This window comes from Staphylococcus sp. HMSC062H10 (assembly GCF_001836945.1).
GTDB classification, from domain to species: Bacteria; Bacillota; Bacilli; order Staphylococcales; family Staphylococcaceae; genus Staphylococcus; species Staphylococcus aureus.
Map to the genome: position 1 here is coordinate 1 of NZ_KV830987.1, position 3220 is coordinate 3220.

1 protein-coding gene is annotated in these 3220 nt (G+C 31.0%); it reads right to left on the minus strand.

Going from position 1 to position 3220, the window contains the following annotated elements:
- Positions 1 to 2828: SdrD B-like domain-containing protein (locus tag HMPREF2658_RS09365; protein ID WP_070854370.1), on the minus strand; the 2828-nt coding region annotated here is incomplete at its 3' end.
- Between the last annotated feature and the right edge of the window lie 392 nt (positions 2829 to 3220).

Genomic DNA, 3220 nt, shown 5'->3' on the forward strand with positions numbered 1-3220 from the left:
TCTGAGTCTGAATCGCTATCTGATGTATCTTCTTCGAAGTAACCGTTGTCTATTGTAAAATCATCATGATCTGTAATTGTTACATCTACTTCTCCACCATCAGCATCTTTATCATCTTCAGTTGTATTTGTACCTGTTTGTGTTAAGCCAGCAGGCTTTTCAAAAATCACTTTGTATTTACCGCTGTCTAAATTATCAAAACGATATTTACCATTTTCATCTGTTTTTGTAGTTCCAATTACTTCGCCTTTTTCATTTTGCAATGTAACTGTAACGTCTTTAATTCCTTTTTCAGTTGTATCTTGTTTACCATCTTTATTACTGTCATACCAAACATAATCACCTAAACTGTATTTTGGTGTTTTATAGAAACCACTGTCTAATGTCATATTATCTGCATCTTTAATAACACCTGTTGTTGTTAAACCATTAGAATCTTTATCTTCAGCTGTAGTATTTTTAACCGTTGGCGTGTAACCTGCTGGTGTTTCAAATTCTACTGTATAGTTGCCATTATCTAAATCTGTAAATTTGTATTTACCCGAGGCATCAGTAGTAGTTGTACCAATAACTTTTCCAGTACTATCTTTTAATGTAACCTTAACATCTTTGATACCAGGTTCATTAGCATCTTGGATACCATCTTTATTTGTATCTTCCCATACATAGTCACCAAGATTATATTTAGGTTCTTTATAAAAACCAGTGTCTAAAGACATATCATCTTTACCATTAATTTTAACAGTAATCGAACTACCATTTGAGTCTTTTTCACCATCAGTTGTTCCATTTTCTTTTGTTGGAAGATATCCAGCTGGCGTTTCGAATTTAACTGTATAAGTTTCTCCGTCTTTCAAACCACCGAATTCGTAATGACCATTAGCATCTGTTCTTACTGATTTTGTTGTACCGTCCGGGTAAGTTAATGTAACTAAAACGTTTGCCATTGGCTTTTCTTTCGAATCTGTACCTTGGACACCGTCTTTATCAACGTCTTCCCATACATAGTCACCAATTTTGTATAACTTTTCTTCAGGTTTAACAGTACCGTCACCACCACCAGTGTCATTTGAAGTTACGATGAAGTTTGAATATCCTGCATAATTATAATAACCATATTTATCAGTTGTTCTCATACTAGTACCTTGAGCAATATCTAGTTCGCCATCTGATGTAGGTGTATATTTACTAACAACTTTGATAATATAGGCTGAATTAATATCACCAAAATCCAATGTTGCTACATTATTACTAAATGATTTTTTATTATCAAATTGACTTGTTACATCTTCATATTGACTAAAATCATAGATTCTATTACTTTGAGGCAATTGTTGATTAGGGTTAACTTTATAAACCTTTATTTCTGTATTTTGGTCAATAATGGTGCTACCATTTCCTAGTTTAATATTTCCATAATCATCTACTTGACTACCAGCTATATCAACTTTAGTGTTAGTTGCTGTTTTTTTCAAAGGATTAACATAAATTTGTTGTTCAATAGTTTGCTTATCTTCATCTAATTTTGTAAAGATAGATTGAATGTTTGAATCACCATGGACCATTGGATCTTGATAATCAACAGTGACATTTTGATTTGTTTCTTTACCTGCTGTAGCAAATGTTAAATTCAAACTTGTCTCATTTGGAACTGTTTTTTTATCAATATACGAATATAGAGTTAAGCGTGATTTTATATCTTCATATTTATCTACATAGTCTGTAAATGTATATGTGATTTGCTTAGTTGCTTTATCAAAAGTTCCTTTAGCAATGACCTCTCCTGATGGATCAGTAATATCGATAGGATCATTTTTATCTGTTAAATCCGAAGGAATTACATTCTTATCATAATTAATTGTCATTGTATCTCCGGCTTTGACCTTATTATCAATTGTAAATTCTGAGTCATATTCAATTTCTTCGCCATCATGTGCAGAAACTACATTATCTTCGTCATCGCCAACTTTGATTGTTTGCTTCGTCACTTTAATTAAATCATTAACATTGTTTGAAGCAACTGCTGCTGGTTGTGCAACTGCAAAGCGCATTTTTGCGTTTACACGTTTTGGTGTAACACTTGTTGGAGCTATAGCAACTGGTTTAGTTGAACGATCTGTGTTGCTATCATTTCTAACTAATTCTTTTAATTTCTCAGGATTATTTTTAAGTTCTTCTTTTGACACATTTACTGATTCTTTTGGATTAGTTGCATCTGTAACTTGATTGTCTACTTTTGAAGGCGTTGCTTGCGGTTGTGAATTTTCAATTTTTGTAGATTCTTGAGGTGTAGTTGGTGTTGTTTGAATTTCACTTGTAGATGGTTTTGTAGTTACATCGTTATTTGTATTATTTGGTGCTTTCTTCTCTTCTAAAATAACAGATGTATCTTCTGTCGCAGTTTTATCAGTTGAAGGTTGAACATTTTCTTTTTCAATGTTTTGAGGCCTAGTTTCAGTTGAAGTTGTAGCATTATTTTGCTGTTGTTGAGTACTAGATGTAGTTGGTGCTTCTTTAGCTTCTTGTTGTGAATCAGTATTTGTTTCTTTCTTAATTGGATTTGTTAAATTATTTTCTGTTGTCGAATTATTTTCAGTTTCTGACACCACTTCTTTATTATCACTAGTCGTTGCATCATCTTGTTTTGCATTTTCTGTACTAGTGTTTTCAGCAGCTTTAGCTTCTTGGTTCCCTAGACCAAAAATCAATGTCGTACCTACTAAAATCGATGCAGTTCCTACAGTATACTTTCTAATCGAGAATTTGTTTAAGCGATTCGAAATCATACCCTTTTTTGTTATTGCCTTTTTGTTATCCCTGTTAATCATATAAATCTCCTTTAAAATATCAATATTTGCAAAAAACTAATATTTTTACATATAAAAATTTGTATTCCCATCGTAATACATTTTTAGATAAAGAACAATACTTTAAATAAATTTATTTATTTTCAACTGTTATTTTACACTTTGGTTTGAATAACTTAATTTTATTGATTTTTAATTATCTATTTACTTTTTATACTAATTGTTTTAAATGGTTTGATACTGTGTTTAATTACTTTTCTTATTCGTTCGCACTTTTAATGTAAAGATGAATTAAATTTATATTGATGTATGTTATATTTTTTAAAACATTGCACTATTTAATCTCAAACATAAGATACATTTCATAAATTTTGAAATAAAAAAACCAGGCCACAAGGACCTGGGTCATATTG